At 50.5% G+C, this 17,852-nt stretch carries 18 protein-coding genes and 1 other annotated feature; of the genes, 11 read left to right on the top strand and 7 right to left on the bottom strand.

Features of this window, described 5'->3' with window-relative positions; all coding sequences use genetic code 11:
* Window positions 1–20: 20 nt before the first annotated feature.
* The gene (gene luxS / locus ABRZ28_RS18455; RefSeq protein ID WP_330521093.1) at window positions 21–536 is read left to right on the top strand and encodes an S-ribosylhomocysteine lyase; all 516 of its coding nucleotides are present in this window, start codon (window positions 21–23) and stop codon (window positions 534–536) included.
* A gap of 60 nt (window positions 537–596) precedes the next feature.
* On the opposite strand, the gene ABRZ28_RS18450 is transcribed toward luxS, so the two are convergent.
* On the bottom strand, window positions 597–1,391 hold the full coding sequence (locus ABRZ28_RS18450; protein WP_319605545.1) for a cytochrome C assembly family protein: 795 nt from the start codon (window positions 1,389–1,391) through the stop codon (window positions 597–599).
* Between the two features lie 171 nt (window positions 1,392–1,562).
* Here ABRZ28_RS18450 and ffh point away from each other — a divergent pair, with 171 nt between their 5' ends.
* From ffh to rplS, 5 genes are all read left to right on the top strand, one after another.
* On the top strand, window positions 1,563–2,924 hold the full coding sequence (gene ffh / locus ABRZ28_RS18445; protein WP_319605546.1) for a signal recognition particle protein: 1,362 nt from the start codon (window positions 1,563–1,565) through the stop codon (window positions 2,922–2,924).
* Between the two features lie 155 nt (window positions 2,925–3,079).
* Window positions 3,080–3,328 carry a 30S ribosomal protein S16 gene (rpsP, locus tag ABRZ28_RS18440; protein WP_048637762.1) on the top strand — a complete coding sequence of 83 codons (249 nt, stop codon included), beginning with the start codon at window positions 3,080–3,082 and terminating at the stop codon, window positions 3,326–3,328.
* Window positions 3,329–3,346: 18 nt separating this feature from the next.
* Window positions 3,347–3,895 carry a ribosome maturation factor RimM gene (gene rimM, locus ABRZ28_RS18435; protein ID WP_330521092.1) on the top strand — a complete coding sequence of 183 codons (549 nt, stop codon included), beginning with the start codon at window positions 3,347–3,349 and terminating at the stop codon, window positions 3,893–3,895.
* A gap of 38 nt (window positions 3,896–3,933) precedes the next feature.
* On the top strand, window positions 3,934–4,689 hold the full coding sequence (gene trmD, locus ABRZ28_RS18430) for a tRNA (guanosine(37)-N1)-methyltransferase TrmD (protein WP_319605548.1): 756 nt from the start codon (window positions 3,934–3,936) through the stop codon (window positions 4,687–4,689).
* A 63-nt stretch (window positions 4,690–4,752) separates the two neighbouring features.
* Window positions 4,753–5,100, top strand: coding sequence for a 50S ribosomal protein L19 (rplS, locus tag ABRZ28_RS18425; protein ID WP_048637765.1), 348 nt, complete (start codon window positions 4,753–4,755; stop codon window positions 5,098–5,100).
* 88 nt (window positions 5,101–5,188) lie between these two features.
* Here rplS and ABRZ28_RS18420 read toward each other — a convergent pair whose 3' ends face one another.
* The 3 genes from ABRZ28_RS18420 to btsR all read right to left on the bottom strand — a co-directional run bounded on the left by ABRZ28_RS18420 (window position 5,189) and on the right by btsR (window position 7,385).
* A complete protein-coding gene (locus ABRZ28_RS18420; RefSeq protein WP_319605549.1) occupies window positions 5,189–6,133 on the bottom strand; it encodes an SAM-dependent methyltransferase in 945 nt (314 codons plus the stop codon).
* Window positions 6,134–6,271: 138 nt separating this feature from the next.
* The gene (locus ABRZ28_RS18415; RefSeq protein WP_330521091.1) at window positions 6,272–6,619 is read right to left on the bottom strand and encodes a DUF2799 domain-containing protein; all 348 of its coding nucleotides are present in this window, start codon (window positions 6,617–6,619) and stop codon (window positions 6,272–6,274) included.
* A gap of 49 nt (window positions 6,620–6,668) precedes the next feature.
* A complete protein-coding gene (gene btsR / locus ABRZ28_RS18410; protein WP_319605551.1) occupies window positions 6,669–7,385 on the bottom strand; it encodes a two-component system response regulator BtsR in 717 nt (238 codons plus the stop codon).
* Window positions 7,386–7,615: 230 nt separating this feature from the next.
* On the opposite strand from btsR, the gene ABRZ28_RS18405 reads away from it, so the two are divergent.
* Together ABRZ28_RS18405 and tyrA are read left to right on the top strand one after the other, a co-directional pair.
* Window positions 7,616–8,689 carry a 3-deoxy-7-phosphoheptulonate synthase gene (locus ABRZ28_RS18405; RefSeq protein WP_319605552.1) on the top strand — a complete coding sequence of 358 codons (1,074 nt, stop codon included), beginning with the start codon at window positions 7,616–7,618 and terminating at the stop codon, window positions 8,687–8,689.
* A 5-nt stretch (window positions 8,690–8,694) separates the two neighbouring features.
* Entirely contained in the window at window positions 8,695–9,816 is a 1,122-nt protein-coding gene (tyrA, locus tag ABRZ28_RS18400) for a bifunctional chorismate mutase/prephenate dehydrogenase (protein ID WP_319605553.1), read from the top strand.
* A 66-nt stretch (window positions 9,817–9,882) separates the two neighbouring features.
* On the opposite strand, the gene pheA is transcribed toward tyrA, so the two are convergent.
* The 3 genes from pheA to bamD all read right to left on the bottom strand — a co-directional run bounded on the left by pheA (window position 9,883) and on the right by bamD (window position 12,803).
* The gene (gene pheA / locus ABRZ28_RS18395) at window positions 9,883–11,043 is read right to left on the bottom strand and encodes a bifunctional chorismate mutase/prephenate dehydratase (RefSeq protein WP_330521089.1); all 1,161 of its coding nucleotides are present in this window, start codon (window positions 11,041–11,043) and stop codon (window positions 9,883–9,885) included.
* Between the two features lie 93 nt (window positions 11,044–11,136).
* Window positions 11,137–11,265: a sequence feature (Phe leader region), on the bottom strand.
* A gap of 175 nt (window positions 11,266–11,440) precedes the next feature.
* Window positions 11,441–11,779, bottom strand: a complete 339-nt coding sequence (raiA, locus tag ABRZ28_RS18390) for a ribosome-associated translation inhibitor RaiA (protein ID WP_319605555.1) — start codon at window positions 11,777–11,779, stop codon at window positions 11,441–11,443.
* A gap of 289 nt (window positions 11,780–12,068) precedes the next feature.
* Window positions 12,069–12,803, bottom strand: coding sequence for an outer membrane protein assembly factor BamD (gene bamD / locus ABRZ28_RS18385; RefSeq protein WP_319605556.1), 735 nt, complete (start codon window positions 12,801–12,803; stop codon window positions 12,069–12,071).
* Between the two features lie 133 nt (window positions 12,804–12,936).
* On the opposite strand from bamD, the gene rluD reads away from it, so the two are divergent.
* The 3 genes from rluD (at window position 12,937) to clpB (ending at window position 17,354) form a co-directional block, all read left to right on the top strand.
* Complete coding sequence (gene rluD / locus ABRZ28_RS18380) at window positions 12,937–13,914, top strand: 23S rRNA pseudouridine(1911/1915/1917) synthase RluD (RefSeq protein WP_330521088.1); 978 nt, start codon at window positions 12,937–12,939, stop codon at window positions 13,912–13,914.
* A gap of 7 nt (window positions 13,915–13,921) precedes the next feature.
* Window positions 13,922–14,647 carry a purine nucleoside phosphorylase YfiH gene (gene yfiH, locus ABRZ28_RS18375; RefSeq protein ID WP_319605558.1) on the top strand — a complete coding sequence of 242 codons (726 nt, stop codon included), beginning with the start codon at window positions 13,922–13,924 and terminating at the stop codon, window positions 14,645–14,647.
* 133 nt (window positions 14,648–14,780) lie between these two features.
* Entirely contained in the window at window positions 14,781–17,354 is a 2,574-nt protein-coding gene (clpB, locus tag ABRZ28_RS18370) for an ATP-dependent chaperone ClpB (RefSeq protein ID WP_330521086.1), read from the top strand.
* Window positions 17,355–17,852: the final 498 nt, after the last annotated feature.

Raw genomic sequence — 17,852 nt, 5'->3', positions numbered from 1 at the left:
TTCTATGAGGAGGTGGCCTGATGCCATTACTAGATAGTTTTACTGTAGATCATACTCGTATGGCTGCGCCCGCTGTCCGGGTTGCCAAAACCATGAAAACCCCTCATGGCGATACAATCACGGTATTTGACCTGCGTTTTTGCCGCCCGAATATCGAAGTGATGCCGGAACGAGGGATTCATACGCTGGAGCATTTGTTTGCCGGTTTTATGCGCAATCATCTGAATGGCGATGGCGTAGAGATCGTTGATATTTCCCCAATGGGCTGTCGTACCGGCTTCTATATGAGCTTAATCGGCACGCCTGATGAGCAGCGTGTCGCCGATGCCTGGAAAGCCGCTATGGCCGATGTGCTGAAAGTGACCGACCAGCGTAAAATCCCTGAGCTTAACGAATATCAGTGCGGTTCGTATGAACTGCATTCGCTGGCCGAAGCCCAGGAGATTGCCCGGCATATTCTGGATCGCGATATCGGCATCAACCATAATGATGAACTGGCGTTGCCGAAAGAGAAGCTGTCGGAACTACATATCTGATCGGCAAAATAAAAAAGAGAGCTGTTACGGCTCTCTTTTTTATCTGATGCTAGACCGTCGTCAGGCGGCCACGAAATGCTGTATCACCCGGCTGCCGAAGTAGGACAATGTCAGTAGCAGCGCGCCAACCAGGCTGAACCAGACCACGCGGCGTCCGCGCCACCCTTCGTGGTAGTGTCCCCACAGCAGCAGGATATAGATGAACCAGGCAAACAACGAAAAGATTGCCTTGTGCAGATTCTCTTTGTTGTTGATCAGGTCATCCATATAGAACAACCCCGTACACAGCGTCAGGGTCAGAAGGACCACGCCAACCTGGGTGATGTGGAACATCTTACGCTCGATGCTCATCAACGGCGGCATATCGGCAGTAAAGCGCAGCTTTTTATTTTTTAACAAATAATCGAGCCATACCAGCTGTAGCGCATAGAGCGCGGCGATGATCAGCGTCGCATAGGAGAATAGCGCCAGGCCGATATGGAACAACAGCCCCGGCGTCGTTTCCAGATGCGTAATGAATTCGCCAGGCATAAAGCTGGCAAACGCCAGGTTGATGAGCGCAAAAGTATACACAATGGGCAGCAGGAACCATCCGCGATTGCGTGAAGCCACGATGGTCATCACGGTGCAGATAATCAGGCTGACAAGGGAGCCGATATTCAACAGGCTGAGATTTTGTCCGGCCTGGACATCAAAAATACGTTGATAAAGCGCTACCGCATGACAGATAAGCGCAACGCTGGCCGAAAGTATTGCCAGCCGACGATATGCACTGTTCTTGCGCAGCAGACCGGGAATAATCAGTCCAAGGCTTAGTGTGTAGGCGACCAAAGCGACAATAGCGAAAACAGACATACGAGTAGGTTATTAACTATCAACTGAGTAAAGTGAGCAGTCAGTATAGCGTTAGTCGTGATAGGCACCAACTGTTCTCCATCCGCGGCGCAGAGATCGCCGCGGCTTTCGTGTTATAATCCGTTCCATTCGCGTCGCGGTAGCGGCTTTGTCTTACATTGAGCATGAGATATGTTTGAAAATTTAACCGATCGACTATCGCGCACATTGCGCAATATCAGCGGCCGCGGGCGGTTGACTGAAGACAATATAAAAGAAACGCTGCGTGAAGTTCGTATGGCGTTACTCGAAGCTGACGTCGCCTTACCCGTGGTGCGGGATTTTATTAACCGGGTAAAAGAGCGGGCTGTCGGCCACGAAGTCAATAAGAGCCTGACCCCAGGGCAAGAGTTCGTCAAGATCGTTAAAAATGAACTGGTCAGCGCCATGGGCGAGGTTAACGCGGAGCTGAACCTTGCCGCTCAACCGCCGGCCGTGGTGTTGATGGCCGGTTTGCAAGGGGCGGGTAAAACCACCAGCATTGGTAAGTTGGGCAAGTTTCTTAAAGAAAAACAAAAGAAAAAAGTACTGGTGGTTTCTGCCGACGTCTATCGGCCGGCGGCCATCAAACAGTTGGAAACGCTGGCGCAAAGCGTCGGGGTCGATTTTTTCCCCTCAGACGCCCAGGAAAAGCCGCTCGATATCGTCAATCGGGCGCTTCAGCACGCCAAGCTGAAATTCTATGATGTGTTGTTGGTCGATACCGCCGGTCGTCTTCATGTCGATGAGGCCATGATGGACGAAATCAAACAGGTTCACGCGGCGATTAATCCGGTGGAAACCCTGTTTGTCGTTGACGCCATGACCGGGCAGGATGCGGCGAATACGGCCAAAGCCTTTAATGAAGCGCTGCCGTTGACCGGCGTGATCCTGACCAAAATTGACGGCGACGCCCGCGGCGGCGCGGCGTTGTCTATCCGCCATATTACCGGCAAACCAATCAAATTCCTCGGCGTAGGCGAAAAAACGGAAGCGCTTGAGCCATTTTATCCCGAGCGCGTGGCTTCCCGTATTCTTGGCATGGGAGATGTGATTTCCCTTATCGAGGATATTGAAAGCAAGGTTGACCGCACGCAGGCTGAGAAACTGGCCAAGAAGCTGAAAAAAGGCGACGGCTTCGATCTGACCGATTTTCTGGAACAGTTGAAGCAGATGCGCAACATGGGCGGTATGGCCAGCATGATGAGCAAGATGCCGGGTATGGGCCAGTTGCCCGATAATGTTAAGTCGCAGATGGATGACAAAGTTCTGGTGCGTATGGAAGCGATTATTAACTCCATGACGCATAAAGAGCGGGCAAAACCTGAAATCATTAAAGGTTCGCGCAAACGTCGAATCGCGATGGGGTCGGGGATGCAGGTTCAGGATGTCAATCGACTGCTCAAACAGTTCGATGATATGCAACGGATGATGAAGAAAATGAAAAATGGCGGTCTGGCGAAAATGATGCGTGGCATGAAAGGTATGATGCCGCCAGGATTTCCGGGACGTTAAGCGCGGAAAACCCGGCGAATAGACAAAGTCTCGCAAGCTTATACGCTTTAGATTGCTTTTTGCGCCAAAATGAGTAAAATTTTGGGGCTTTTTATATGACACTGGGCCCCGTTCCTCGATGGGGCCCGGTTGTTTTATTCACTAAAGAGGATGTTATGGTAACAATTCGTTTGGCACGTGGCGGCGCTAAAAAACGCCCGTTTTATCAAGTTGTCGTGACCGATAGCCGCAATGCGCGCGATGGTCGCTTCATTGAGCGCGTAGGCTTCTTCAACCCGATCGCAACCGGTCAGGCAGAAGCGCTGCGTTTGGATCTGGATCGTATCGAACATTGGGTCGGTCTGGGCGCAACTGTTTCTGATCGCGTAACTTCGCTGATCAAAGACGCTAAAAAAGCAGCATAATCTGTTGCGGTGGTGACAATGAGCAAGCAACTCAGCCCGACGGGGCCCGCTAACCCGATTATCTTGGGTAAGATGGGGTCTACTTATGGCATCCGAGGTTGGCTCAGAGTGTTTTCATCCACCGAAGATGCCGAGAGCATTTTTGATTATCAACCTTGGTTTATCCAGACAAAAAGTGGTTGGCAGCTTGTCGAGATTGAAAGCTGGAAACATCACAATCAGGATCTGATCATCAAGATCCAAGGTGTTGACGATCGTGATGCGGCAAATCTACTGACTAATTGCGAGATTAACGTCGATTCGTCGCAGTTGCCCGCGCTGGATGAAGGTGATTATTACTGGAAAGATCTTATTGGCTGTCAGGTCGTGACCGTAGCAGGTTATCAACTGGGGAAAGTCATCGATATGATGGAAACCGGTTCAAATGACGTGATGGTGGTAAGGGCTAACCTGAAAGATGCCTTTGGGGTCAAGGAGCGGTTGGTTCCGTTCCTCTCTGAACAGGTTGTCAAGCATGTTGACCTTTCTGCTCAAACTATTGAAGTAGATTGGGATCCTGGTTTTTGAACTCTGAATTGACCGGTAGTACGAAGTGGAACGAGACTATGTGGATTGGGGTTATTAGCCTGTTTCCAGAGATGTTCCGCGCAATTACTGACTACGGAGTCACTGGCCGGGCAGTTAAAAATGGCCTGTTGAACGTACAGTACTGGAGTCCGAGAGACTTCGCTTACGATCGGCATCGCACCGTGGACGATCGCCCTTATGGCGGCGGTCCCGGTATGCTGATGATGGTGCAACCCTTGCGGGATGCGATTCATGCGGCAAAAGAAGCGGCAGGCGAAGGTGCCAAAGTGATTTATTTATCGCCTCAGGGTCGTAAATTAGATCAGGAAGGCGTGCGCCAACTCGCGACGAATCAGAAAATGATCCTGGTTTGTGGTCGGTACGAGGGAATCGATGAGCGCGTAATTAAAACCGAAATTGACGAAGAATGGTCAATCGGCGATTACGTTCTCAGCGGCGGGGAGCTCCCGGCAATGACCCTGATTGACTCCGTTTCCCGGTTTATACCGGGTGTTCTGGGTCATCAGGCCTCAGCAGAAGAAGATTCTTTCGCTGATGGGTTGTTGGATTGTCCTCATTTCACTCGTCCTGAAGTGTTGGCCGGTATGGATGTCCCGCCAGTTTTACTGTCAGGCAACCATGCTGAAATACGCCGCTGGCGTTTGAAGCAGTCGCTGGGCCGAACCTGGCTTAGAAGACCTGAACTTCTGAAAAGCCTAGCTCTGACTGACGAGCAAGCAACGTTGCTGGCTGAGTTCCAGAAGGAATATCAGTCTGAGCAACAAAAGTATTAGGTGGTCGTTCTGGCATGACCAGACGAACCCAGATATCAGTTTACCTAGGGTAAGAGACATATTATGAGCAACATTATTAAGCAAATTGAACAAGAACAGATGAAGCAGGACGTACCTGCATTTCGTCCGGGTGATACCGTAGAAGTGAAGGTATGGGTTGTTGAAGGTAGCAAAAAACGTCTGCAGGCATTCGAGGGCGTGGTTATCGCTATTCGTAACCGCGGTCTGCATTCTGCATTCACTGTTCGCAAGATTTCCAACGGCGAAGGTGTAGAACGTGTTTTCCAGACACATTCTCCAGTAGTGGACAGCATTACTGTTAAACGTCGTGGCGCCGTACGTAAAGCCAAATTGTACTATCTGCGTGAACGCACTGGTAAGTCTGCCCGTATTAAAGAGCGTCTTAACTAAGATAGCGCTTTCGCAACATCCGAAAGTTGTTACAAATAAAGGGTTTAGCCGATGGCTAAGCCCTTTTTTATGTGACGAGATTGAATACTTAGCGAGGTTTGCGCGCGACGACCGTGGGGAACATGTGCATGCGATCGTTGATAAACTCTATGTCGCTGAATCCTGCCTTTCTCAATTGGAACTTCGTTTGCGCGTGGGTGCGAAAAGATGTCCATTTCGCATTGAGGATACGCGAGAAAAGCAACTGCTGAAACGCCAGCAGGGTTGGGTCGGCCTCTCGCCAGGGCGAGTCTGCTGACAGCGCCGGCGGCGGCGTCAGGAAACTGGTCACCAGCGTACCTCCGGGCTTCAATCCATCAAAAAACGCACAATATAATGCAGTCACGCGTTCGTCATCGGGTTGGTAAATATTCAGTCCATTGCTGGTTAATACATCGACGTGGGTTCCCAGATTGAGTGACCAGGCATCATGGCAATAGAGCGATAACTGTTTTTCAAGACCCCGTTGAACCGCCAGTTGTCGTGCGCCTTCCAGCGCCTGCTGATCCAGATCGACCCCGATTAAGCTGACATCCTGATGATGGCTATAATCGAGCAGCATCAGATCGCCCATAAATCCGCAGGGAACGGATGCCATAACGATACCGGGACGTAATAACTGCTGCAACTGCTGCCGGAAAATGCCGAACCGTTCACGGGTCGCCAGTACGCTAGGCAACTGCTGGTGAATAAGCGCCTCAAGCTGGCCGCTGAAATTGGCAGCGGATCCATCGTCGCGGTATGTCACCAGATGATGCGTCCAGTAGGCATTCAATCCATTATGCTGCAATAAAAAGCGTCCCAGTTCGAAGGTGGCAAGCTCTTCCAGGATGGCGAGTTGCTGTTCAATGGACGCGGCGGGAAGATCGCCTGACTGACGGATCCTGTCTCTGGCGGATTCCATCAGGGCATCATGGTGGTCAAAAGAGGAATCTTGGTGAGATAACAGTTCGGCGTGAGGGGTTGCGCCGCCGGGCTGATTGGTTTTTGACATGTTACTACTCCGTTAGTAATTAACTATTCCGCTGGTTGTTTTACCTTCGTTATTATCTCATATTGAAATTACAATGGCATTCAGCGGTTTCTGAAATTGTGCCAGAGCGTGTGCGGTCGGATATGACGGGGCAGAGGATTACTCGACACTCTGTTGCCATTGATTTTTCAGGCTCTCGGCCTCGGCAACGCCATCACAACTGGCGGGGAAACTTTTGCCGGATTTCCCCCACGCACGCATGTTGTCGATTCGGCAAAAATTCGCCTGTCCCGCGCCGTATCCACGCAAATAGGACTCGCGATCGACCTGCGGATTGCCGAACCACTCCTCCAGCACGCTATTATCTTTGACGACCATGCCCGACACGGCGTCCTGGTAACCGGCCTCATACCAGAAGTCTTTTTCTCCACTGGCCATTGGCGTAGAGACGTTATTTTGGCACCCTGCGATAATAAGAATTACAGCCAGGACGTAACTGCATTTCATAATGAGACCTTTCGTCAGTGTGGGCATTATCATAAAAATCACACTATTTTTATACGATGCCTAATTTTTCTTTTAATAATTTCAGATAGCGTCGGCTGACAGGAATATGTTTTCCCGTGTTGGTGAGCACTTCCGCCGCACCGTTCTCCAGGAGCTTAATTTCTTTCAGTAGCTCCGTATTGACCATATATTTCCTATGGCAGCGGACGAAAGGCGTTTTTTCTTCCAGCGTTTTCAGAGAAAGCTGCGTATAGCCTGACTCATTTATCCCAACAACATGTACTCCGCTCAGTTCAGCGCTGAGATATTCCACTTCATCGACCTTAAGTAAAAAAATGCGGTTATGGCCGTTGCATGGAATGTGGCGCAGGTAGGGTTCGGTAATTAGCTGTATATTTTTATTTACACTTGTACCTCGACGTAAACGCGTCAGCGTTTTGCCGAGTCGCTGCGAGTCCAGTGGCTTTAGCAGATAGTCGAACGCATGTTCTTCAAACGCGCGCACGGCATATTCATCATAGGCAGTGACAAACACGACATACGGCATGTTTTCCGGATCCAGCATTGCGGCTAATTCCAGTCCGCTGATTTTCGGCATCTGGATATCCAGAAAAATCACGTCAGGTTGCAAGCGATGAATGGCCGGTATCGCCTCCAGCGCGTTGCCGCATTGGGCCAGGATCGTTATGTCAGGTTCATTTTCCAGCAGTAAGGCAAGCTCTTCACGAGCGGGTAGTTCGTCATCAATGATGATGGCTTTCAGCATCGTAACCCCCTTTATATTCCGCTGATTCTAGCATTATTCAGGTTAGGGATTGGAATGATGAAAAACAGCAGTAAAGAGCAGGGGACTCTCTTTCAGATGTTTTTGTGTGGTGGTAAATTTAGTTTACATCTATGGATTGAAAAATTTACGGTTCGTGATATGGTGTAGCCATAATGCATAGAGCGCATTCATCTATCACGTCATACAGGATTTATCAGGAATATATGAACATGCAAAAAGATTCGCTTAATAATATCAATATTGTTGAAGAACAAGTGCTTATCACCCCAGATGAGTTAAAAGCCAAATTTCCTCTGAGTGATGACGAACAAAAAGCGATTGCCCGCGCGCGCGAAACGATTGCCGATATCATTCATGGACGCGATCGCCGTTTACTGATTGTGTGCGGCCCCTGTTCCATCCACGATACCGATGCGGCTTTGGAATACGGTCGTCGTTTGCAATCCCTCTCTGCCGAGTTGAGCGATCGGCTGTATATCGTTATGCGGGTCTATTTTGAAAAACCACGCACCACGGTCGGCTGGAAAGGGTTAATCAACGATCCCCACATGGATGGTTCCTGCGATGTGGAAGCCGGGTTGCATATCGCTCGTGAATTACTCCTCAAACTGGTCAATATGGGGTTGCCGCTGGCGACTGAAGCGCTGGATCCCAATAATCCGCAGTATCTGGGCGATCTGTTCAGTTGGTCGGCAATTGGCGCCCGCACCACGGAGTCACAAACGCACCGGGAAATGGCGTCTGGTTTGTCAATGCCCGTCGGTTTTAAAAATGGTACGGACGGCAGCCTTGGAACGGCAATTAATGCGATGAGGGCTGCGTCTATGCCGCACCGTTTTATGGGAATCAACCAGTCCGGACAGGTTTGCCTGTTGCACACGCAGGGAAATGCCGATGGTCACGTTATTTTGCGCGGCGGTAAAAAGCCGAACTACAGTGCGCAAGATGTTGCAGAATGTGAAAAACAGATGCTTGAGGCGGGACTGAAACCCTCCCTGATGATAGATTGTAGCCATGGCAACTCAAATAAAGATTACCGTCGGCAACCTATCGTGGTCGAGTCGGCAGTCGAGCAGATTAAGGCAGGCAACCAATCTATTATCGGCCTGATGCTGGAAAGTCATCTTAATGAAGGCAGCCAGCCATCAGAACAGCCGCGTTCGAAAATGCGCTATGGCGTATCGGTAACGGATGCCTGCATCAGTTGGGAAAATACAGAAACGCTACTGCGTTCCGTTCATCAGGAAATCGGCGCAGAGCGGGTAAAACTTTCAGGAGAGTAACAGTAATGGTAGCTGAACTGACCGCATTGCGTGATCAGATAGATGAGGTAGATAAAGAGCTGTTAACGCTATTGTCACGCCGGTTGCGTTTGGTGGCGGAAGTAGGTGAGGTCAAAAGCCGTTACGGCTTGCCTATCTATGTGCCAGATCGTGAATCAACAATGCTCAGTTTGCGCCGTAAAGAGGCGGCCCAATTAGGCGTGCCGCCCGACCTGATTGAGGATATCCTGCGCCGGGTTATGCGCGAGTCCTATTCCAGTGAGAATGAGAAGGGATTTAAAACGCTATGTCCGCAACTCCGCTCGATAGTGATTGTGGGGGGGCGTGGGCAAATGGGGTCGTTGTTTGAAAAAATGCTGACGCTGTCGGGCTATCAGGTCAAGATCCTGGAACAAGAGGACTGGCCGCAGGCGGAAACCCTGCTGGCTGACGCCGGTATGGTGATCGTCAGCGTACCGATTCATCTGACTGAGCAGGTTATCGCCCGTCTGCCTAAGCTGCCTGACGATTGTATTTTGGTGGATTTAGCCTCGGTGAAAAATGCGCCTTTGCAGGCCATGCTGGCGGCGCACAACGGACCGGTGCTTGGGCTGCATCCGATGTTTGGGCCGGACAGCGGCAGTTTGGCGAAACAGGTGGTGGTCTATTGCGATGGCCGTCAGCCAGAATCCTATCAATGGCTGTTGGAGCAGATTCAGGTATGGGGCGCGCGGCTACATCGTATTAGCGCGGTGGAGCACGATCAGAATATGATGTTTATTCAGGCGCTGCGCCATTTTGCCACTTTCGCCTATGGCCTGCATTTAGCGGAAGAGAACGTGCAGATCGAACAGCTGCTGGCGTTGTCATCGCCGATTTATCGTCTGGAATTGATAATGGTAGGACGGCTGTTTGCTCAGGATCCGCAACTGTATGCGGATATCATTATGTCTTCCGAGAATAATCTGGCGTTGATTAAGCGTTATTATAAACGCTTTGGCGAGGCTATCGAGCTACTGGAACAGGGCGATAAAGCGGAGTTTATCAATAGCTTCAAAAAAGTTGAGCACTGGTTTGGCGACTATGCGGGTCGATTCCAGGCCGAAAGCCGGACGTTATTACGTCAGGCCAACGACATCCGCCAATAAGCGCCGCGCAGGCGATTCATCATCTTCACATTCAGCCATCCCGGCCGTTAGCCGGGATGGCTTTTTTTACTCGGCGACGTCTGCGGGAACGACGTTTTCACTGGGGTAGCAGCCTAAAACTTTCAATGAACGCGTAATCTCCGCTAACTCTTTTAGGGCTTTTTTCATCGCATCGCTGCGCAAGTTCGCCTGTACATCAATGTAGAACATTTCCTCCCAGGGATTACCGTTAATCGGTCGGGATTCCAGCTTCGTCATAATGATGCCGTGCTCGCGCAGCACCAGCAGCGCTTCAACCAGCGCCCCGGACTGTTGCCCTGTGGCCATAATCAGCGTGGTTTTTGCCGGAACCTGCTCAGAAACCTCAATGGGCTTACGGGCAAGCACAATAAAGCGGGTAATGTTTTGGGATTGGTTGGCCAGGTTGTGTTCCAGCACCTTCAGTTGATACAGCATTCCGCCTGCTTCACTGCCCAGCGCCGCGGCTTTGGGGGAGTTGAGCGCAGCCACCTTTTCCATTGCTGCGGCGGTACTTTCACAATATTCAATTTTCCAGTTAGGGTAGCGATTGATGAAATGACTGCACTGCTGGAATGGTTGAGGGTGGCTATACACCGTTTCTATTTGATCCAGGCTGGTATCGGTAGCCACTAAAACGCAGTGATTAATCGGATTCGACAGTTCGCCGATGATGGATAACCCGGTGTGTTGTAACAGGTCATAGACGTCGTTAATGGATCCTGAACTGGTATTTTCAATCGGTAATACGGCATAGTCAGCCTGACCGGTTTCCACCATATTGAAAATATCCTGGAATTTCTGGCAACCGCACTCAACGAGTTGCTCAAAATGCCGGGCGGCGTACTGGCGGGCCGCCAGGTGTGAATATGAGCCTTTTGGCCCAAGAAAGGCAACTCGCGCGGAATGAATGCTGGTCTGATTGAGGTGATGCTGCAATAGCGCCTGTTGCGTCAGCACCGAGTCTTCGATAATAATCTGGAATAAACGGGTAATGTAGTGACCATCCAGATGATATTTTTTCCCGATGGTCGTGAGCTTATCCAATAAATCCCGCTCGCGTTCTTTATCTCGGATAGGGCGATGAGACAGTAATTTACTGCGTGCAACCTCAAGCGCCAGTTCCCGCCTTTCTGCCAGTAATTGCAGTAATTTTAAATCCAGTTCACTGATGCGTTCACGCAGAACCAGTAGTGGGTTATCGGTCATGGTATTGTTACCTGTTTTTGTCCTGATAATAATCGCCGGGCGCGATTTTCAACGTCGCCGGCGACGGCCCGCCAGAGGCAGGGATAGTCCGCCATAAAAAAAGCCCCCTGTTTTCAGGAGGCTTTTTTGTTCGTCTTCGTATTCCAACTCTTACGACGAATCGCCTCCCAAATTCAGGGGAAGGTGAAAAAGAATACGAAGAAGAACGATGTGTTAGTCATGCTGACCCAGTATGAAATAAGAAATGAGTACGAAACAGTAACCGTTGGCTTTTCATTCTGTCAATACAAAATTGCCGGAGAAGATGGTTGAGCGGCGCACTATATTGGCTCTTCAAGAATGTCCGCCATACAAAAACGCGCCCAAAGGCGCGTTAGATAGCAAGAGTAGCGATGAGTTACTCTTCTTGCGGAACTTGCAGGTTGGCGTCTTTGACGCTTGCCGCCGCACGACGCGCTTCGCCCTTATGCTGAACTTTGTTTAGCTGACGTTCAAGCTTGGCGATAAGTTCATTGATAGCGGCATACATATCTTCATGCTTGGCAGTGGCGACCAAGGGACCATTCGGCGTACTGATTGTCGCGTCGGCAACAAAACCCTGAGGCTCTTTTGACAGAATGATGTGCGGGTTAATCAGGTGAGCTTGCCACTTATCCAGTTTTGAAAGACGGTCTTCGACATGCTGACGTATTGCGGGGGTAATATCCATTTGTTTACTGGTAATATTGATAGTCATATAACTTACCTCTCTGCCTTTGTCCGTCTTGAATAATTTCAGCATAGCGCGAGTGAAGACAAAAATCGTGATTATGATCACTTTTTTTTGTCACTTTTTGTCAAAAAAACATGATTTGTGAGGCGAGGTCGAGAATCGACGGGAAGTGCTTGAGGGGGGATGAGGGCTATGTCATTATTGAATGGATGGGTGGCCCCGCCTGGCCTGTGATTGCCTCCTCTCTTCCTGTCATACCGCATAAAAGAACGGCAACCGAAGCTGCCGTTTGGCGATTTTTCGTTTGGTTGTCTTAAGCTGGATTGGCGGCGATGATTTTCGCGACTTTATCCGCTTGCGCTGCCAACTGAAGCTCGCGATAAGCATTTTCCATCAACGGTAAAGCATCTTTCGTTGCCTGAGTATCCGGATAGTCACGCAGCATTTGTTCCACACGATTAACTACCGCCACATAAGCGCCGCGTTTCGTGTAGTATTGCGCGACTGAAAGTTCATATTTGGCCAGACGTTCTTTCAGATAGACCAGCCGTTTATTCGCGTCGGTCGCATACTGGCTGTTTGGATAGCCCTGAATCAGGCGGGTAAAGTCTCGGAAAGCAGTGCGGGCATACTGAGGATCGCGATCGGAACGATCGACGCCGAAGAATCCCTGCAATGCACTGTCGTCGAGAGCCATATCCGTCAATCCACGCATGTACAAGACATAATCAATACTTGGATGCGTGGGGTTTAATCGAAGGAAGCGGTCGATGGAGGCCTGGGCCAAAGGTAGCTCGGCAGATTTATAGTAGGCGTAAATTAAATCCAACTGCACCTGCTGAGAATAAGGGCCGAATGGATAGCGGTTATCCAGTGCTTCCAACTGCGTGATGGCTGCTCTAAAGTTACCGTCCTGCAATTTTTGCTGAGCATTAGCATACAGTACCGATGGCGGACTATCAGGAACCGCATCTTTGGAACCGTTGGAGCAACCAACCAGCGCCAGGCTCAACGTGGCAGCAGCCACCAGATATTTCATACGCGTCATGACGTTTTGATTATCCTCAGAGTGTTATTCCGGGAAACTGTCCGTTAAGCTCCCGATTTAGACCAGCTACAATAGTACATTATTTTAAACGGCGTCGCCGTGAAAACCCAACGTTAACGAAGAAGCTGCAACTATGGCACAACAAGTACAACTCACCGCAACGGTGGCCGAATCCCAACTCGGACAACGTTTAGATCAGGCTTTGGCCGAATTGTTCCCTGATTATTCACGATCTCGTATAAAAGAGTGGATTCTGGAGAACCGGGTACAGATTAACGGTAATGTAATCAATAAGCCAAAAGAGAAGGTGCTGGGCGGCGAATTGGTTGATATTGATGCAATTATCGAAGAAGATGCGCGTTGGGAAGCACAGGACATCGCACTGGATATCGTGTATGAAGACCCGGATATTCTGGTCATCAATAAACCCAGAGGATTCGTCGTTCACCCTGGCGCCGGCAATCCCGACGGCACCGTGCTTAATGCGTTATTGCATTACTATCCTGAGATAGCGGACGTGCCGCGGGCGGGGATTGTTCACCGTCTGGACAAAGACACCACGGGATTGATGGTGGTCGCGAAAACGGTGCCGGCGCAGACCCGGCTGGTCGAGTCATTACAGGCGCGTGAAATTACGCGTGAATATGAAGCCGTTGCGATCGGCACCATGACCGCGGGGGGAATGGTAGAGGAACCGATAGCGCGTCATGCGACCAAACGCACGCATATGGCGGTTCATCCTATGGGGAAACCCGCGGTCACGCATTACCGCATCATGGAGCACTTCCGCGCGCATACAAGATTGCGCCTGCGTCTGGAAACCGGACGTACTCACCAGATTCGTGTGCATATGTCGCACATTAATCATCCCCTGGTGGGCGATCAACTTTACGGCGGACGTCCGCGCCCGCCGAAAGGCGCTTCAGAAGCGTTTATTACCGCGCTGCGTGGATTCGATAGGCAGGCGCTGCATGCCACAATGCTGCGTTTATATCATCCAATCAGCGGGATACAAATGGAATGGCATGCGCCTTTGCCGCAGGACATGGTCGATCTCATTAATGCATTAAAAGCAGATACGGAAGCGTTCCAGGATCAACTCGATTGGTGATTAAATAATGCTGATACATCCTGACTGGCCTATCCCGGCGTGTGTCCGGGCATGTAGCACAACCCGTTACGGCGGCGTCAGTTTACCGCCTTATGATGCGCTCAATCTGGGAAACCATGTGGGCGATGAGGCTGAAAAAGTGAGGGTGAACCGTCAGCTCCTGATGGATGAGGCCGGCTTACCCTCGATGCCCCATTGGCTGGAACAGGTTCACGGCACGCAAACTATTCGTATTGGCGGCGACCGGCCGTCTACTGTCTGCGGGGATGCGGTTTACACCGATCGCAAGGGGCCGGTTTGCGCCGTGATGACCGCCGACTGTTTACCGGTTCTGTTTTGCTCCGTCGCTGGCGATGAAGTCGCCGCGGCGCATGCCGGTTGGCGCGGGTTGTGTGCGGGCGTATTGGAGGAGACGTTATCCTGCTTTCGTGCCGAACCCTCTCAGGTTATGGCGTGGCTTGGTCCAGCCATCGGCCCGGAAAAATTCGAGGTCGGGCCGGAAGTCCGGGATGCTTTTATTCAACATGACGTTACGGCGATATCGGCATTCAGACCTAATGGTGATAAGTTTCTTGCCGATATATACCAACTGGCGCGTTTACGTTTACGCGCTGGCGGCGTGACGCAGATCTTTGGCGGCGAGTTTTGCACGGTCAGCGATGCGCGGCGATTTTTCTCCTATCGGCGTGATGGTGTGACGGGCCGTATGGCAAGTTTAATCTGGCTGATATAACCTATTGAATTAAGGCGATCCACGGCAAATAACAATTTAATCCCATCGCTATTGGCAAAATAACCTTGAAATCTTGAGGGTTGACCTCATCTGATCTCCAGTAGCAGTTTTGACCAGTTTCATGGGAGGTGTTATGCGTCTGGATCGTCTTACCAACAAGTTTCAACTGGCTCTTTCCGATGCCCAATCTCTTGCCCTCGGACGAGACCATCAATTTATCGAACCCCTTCACCTGATGAGTGCTTTACTTAATCAGGAAGGCGGTACCGTCGGCCCGCTGCTGACAGCGGCTGGCTCCAACGTTCCCCATCTGAAAAATGAGATCGACCACGCAATCGCGCGTTTACCTCAGGTAGAAGGCACCGGTGGGGATGTCCAGCCATCCAGCGAATTGGTTCGCACTTTAAACGTGTGCGACAAGCTGGCTCAAAAGCGTGGCGATACCTTTATTTCCTCTGAACTTTTTGTGTTGGCGGTGCTGGATTCGCGCAGCACGTTGAGCGACATGATTAAAAATTCGGGGGCAACGCAGGAAAGCGTTACCAAAGCAATTGATCAAATCAGAGGAGGAGAACAAGTGAATGATCAAGGCGCTGAGGATCAGAGGCAGGCATTAAAAAAATATACCATCGACCTGACCGAACGCGCGGAACAGGGCAAACTTGACCCGGTCATCGGCCGTGATGAAGAAATTCGCCGCACCATTCAGGTATTACAACGTCGAACGAAAAATAACCCTGTTTTAATCGGCGAGCCGGGGGTCGGTAAAACCGCCATCGTCGAAGGTTTGGCGCTGCGTATTATTAACGGCGAAGTACCGGAAGGTCTAAAAAATAAGCGCGTTCTCTCCCTGGATATGGGGTCGCTGGTTGCCGGCGCTAAATATCGTGGCGAATTTGAAGAGCGGCTAAAGGGCGTGCTTACCGATTTATCCAAACAGGAAGGGAACGTTATCCTGTTTATCGATGAACTTCATACGATGGTGGGCGCCGGGAAAGCTGACGGCGCCATGGATGCCGGCAACATGCTGAAACCGGCCCTGGCCCGCGGTGAATTGCATTGCGTCGGCGCCACGACGCTGGATGAATATCGGCAGTATGTTGAAAAAGATGCCGCGCTGGAACGACGGTTCCAGAAGGTGTTTGTCGCTGAACCTACGGTAGAAGATACCATTGCCATCTTACGTGGCCTTAAAGAACGTTATGAGTTGCACCACCATGTGCAGATCACTGACCCGGCCATTGTCGCGGCGGCTACCTTGTCTCATCGTTACATCGCAGATCGTAAGCTGCCGGACAAAGCGATTGACCTGATTGATGAAGCCGCTTCCAGTATTCGTATCCAGATTGACTCGAAACCTGAGCCATTGGATCGTCTCGACCGCCGTATCATTCAGTTAAAACTGGAACAGCAGGCGCTGAAGAAAGAGTCGGATGAAGCCAGCCAAAAACGTTTGGAACTGCTAAATACCGAGCTTGAAGAGAAAGAGCGCGCGTACTCCAAACTGGAAGAAGAGTGGAAAGCGGAAAAAGCCTCGCTCACCGGCACTCAGAACATCAAGGCTGCTTTGGAGCAGGCAAAAATATCGCTGGAGCAAGCGCGTCGACAGGGTGACCTGGGTCAGATGTCCGAAATTCAATACGGTAAAATTCCTGAGTTGGAAAAACAGCTGGCGGCGGCAACCCAACTGGAAGGCAAAACCATGCATCTGTTGCGTAACCGCGTTACGGATACTGAAATTGCCGAAGTGCTCGCGCGTTGGACGGGGATTCCCGTGTCCAGGATGCTGGAAAGTGAACGTGAAAAACTGTTAAGAATGGAAGAGGCGCTGCACCAGCGGGTAATCGGACAGGATGAAGCCGTCGAAGCGGTGGCGAACTCTATCCGACGCAGTCGTGCCGGTCTGTCCGATCCTAATCGGCCAATCGGTTCGTTCCTGTTCCTGGGGCCGACTGGGGTGGGTAAAACGGAATTGTGTAAGACGCTGGCCTCTTTCCTGTTCGACAGTGACGATGCAATGGTGCGAATCGACATGTCTGAGTTTATGGAAAAACACTCGGTGTCGCGTTTAGTGGGCGCGCCCCCGGGATACGTCGGGTATGAAGAAGGGGGTTACCTGACTGAGGCCGTCCGCCGCCGTCCTTACTCGGTTATTTTGCTGGATGAAATCGAGAAGGCGCATCCAGATGTGTTCAATATTCTGTTGCAGGTATTGGATGATGGGCGCTTGACCGATGGACAAGGGCGCACGGTCGATTTTCGCAACACGGTTGTGATTATGACGTCGAACCTGGGATCGGATCTGATTCAGGAGCGTTTTGGCGAGCGGAGTTATGCAGAGATGAGAGGGATGGTGCTTGAAGTCGTTAGTCATAGCTTCCGTCCTGAGTTTATCAACCGTATCGATGAAGTGGTGGTATTCCATCCACTGGGAAGAAAACACATCGCATCGATCGCCAAGATCCAGCTACAGCGTTTGTACAAGCGCCTTGAAGAGCGCGGCTACCAGGTGACAATAACGGATGCCGCGCTGGAACGGTTGGGTGAAATTGGGTTCGATCCGGTTTATGGCGCTCGTCCGCTTAAAAGGGCAATTCAGCAACTGATTGAAAACCCGTTAGCTCAGCAGATTCTGTCCGGCAAGTTAATCCCAGGCAAACTGGTTACGCTGGATGTTGATGGCGAGAACATCATTGCTCGTCAATAATGTCGCTTTTTAACGAGAACCAAACGGGGGAAATAGCCTATTTCTCCCGTTTTCTCTTTCTTTGTGTAGATAATCCCCATTTTTAGTACAAAACCCAGTCTATAAATGGGGTTTTGACTTATTTTTGAGCGCTTGATGATTTTTTTGCATTTAGCGCTTGTAAGCCGGCGGGAAGTCCCTATAATGCGCTCCCACTGACACGGCAACGGCGAATACGCGTTGACGATGACAGTAAGAAGCCAGGTAATAATCACTTGACTTCACAGCGGAATTGCATAATATATGCGGCCCGCGCCACGGGATAACGTGGCACTGCTCTTTAACAATTTAATCAGACAATCTGTGTGGGCACTCACAAGACCTATCGGCTAACGATATAAAAAAGTCTTGAAGAGTGACTAGCAGTAAATTCATTACGAATGAACAGTTACTAATTCTTTGAGCACAGCTATTAACTTAGCGAATCAAACAAATCTTAAATTGAAGAGTTTGATCATG

Origin of the sequence: Brenneria sp. g21c3, assembly GCF_040240345.1 — a bacterium.
Taxonomy (GTDB): Bacteria; Pseudomonadota; Gammaproteobacteria; order Enterobacterales; family Enterobacteriaceae; genus Brenneria.
The sequence above is the reverse complement of the archived record's forward strand: the minus strand, read 5'-3'. Positions and strand labels throughout refer to the sequence as shown.